Annotated in this window: 1 protein-coding gene; it reads right to left on the bottom strand. The window is 34.0% G+C overall.

All coding sequences use genetic code 11. From position 1 onward, the window contains the following. The coding region (locus tag AC2VE5_RS28480; protein ID WP_486890868.1) for an MATE family efflux transporter at nucleotides 1-991 on the bottom strand (991 nt) is incomplete at both ends.

The following is a 991-nucleotide window of genomic DNA, read 5'->3' as shown; positions in this document are numbered from 1 at the left end:
AAACTTGATTAACTTTATCTAACTGTTGAATTCCACTGCGTGTCATATAAAAGTTTAGAAATATAGAAGGAAGTACTGGTACAAATCCAAAAAGGATAATCCCTTTAGTAGTACTCACATCAAAGAAAAACAACGAGATGATTTGGGTTAAAACCGTAAGAGGAATAAATATCCAAGAGTTTTTTACCCAGGCTTTCGAAGTATTTACTTGCCATAAGATACCTACAAAAGATTGAATTACAGTACCAAGGGCCATTAGAACAAGTTCATTACTTAAATGGGAGTATTTATTGCCAAGTACCAATAGTATTTTATCCGGGAATAGTGATACTACACTGATTAAAGCTATCGAAAATAGGCTATATAGTCCAATGACGATATAATACCGTTTCCATAGAAGCCCTGAAGTTTGACAGCGAGAGAAACTAGGTAAAACGATAGTGTGCATTGTTGAACTTATAACGGCAAAAATAACACTCAACCTACTTAAAGCTCCTACTTCTGCAATATTTTGCGAACTCCCAAATATACTAATCAAGAAAATAGTTATTTGCCCTTGAAAACAATAGAAAATACTGTTTGGTGCCTGATGCTTTACAACTCTAAAAATCTCTCTTGTATAATTTTTATTGATGGGCGCATTTGTTTTTATGTTTTTTGTGGCTAGCTTCCTAAGTAGCCATACATTTATCCCCGTTGCAAAAACAGAGATTAAAGCAGCTAAAGAAGCATTTAATTCAAATACAAGGAACGTACACCCTAATAGAGCTAGTCTTGATGCTGCAAATACAAGACCTATGTTTTGTAATTGATAAATTTGTGATTTCATCCGAGGAACAACTACAAGAACTGCCGCAATTAAATATAAATACAGTTCTGAAAGAATAATTATGATTAATAGCAATGCAGGCGCTATTCCAGCCCCATTTTTTACTAACAGCCAAAGTGTAACTGGTGTAACTATTGTTACAACAATTGCCCCCAAATAATG

Source organism: Aliterella sp. E5.1, assembly GCF_057473825.1.
The sequence above is the reverse complement of the archived record's forward strand: the minus strand, read 5'-3'. Positions and strand labels throughout refer to the sequence as shown.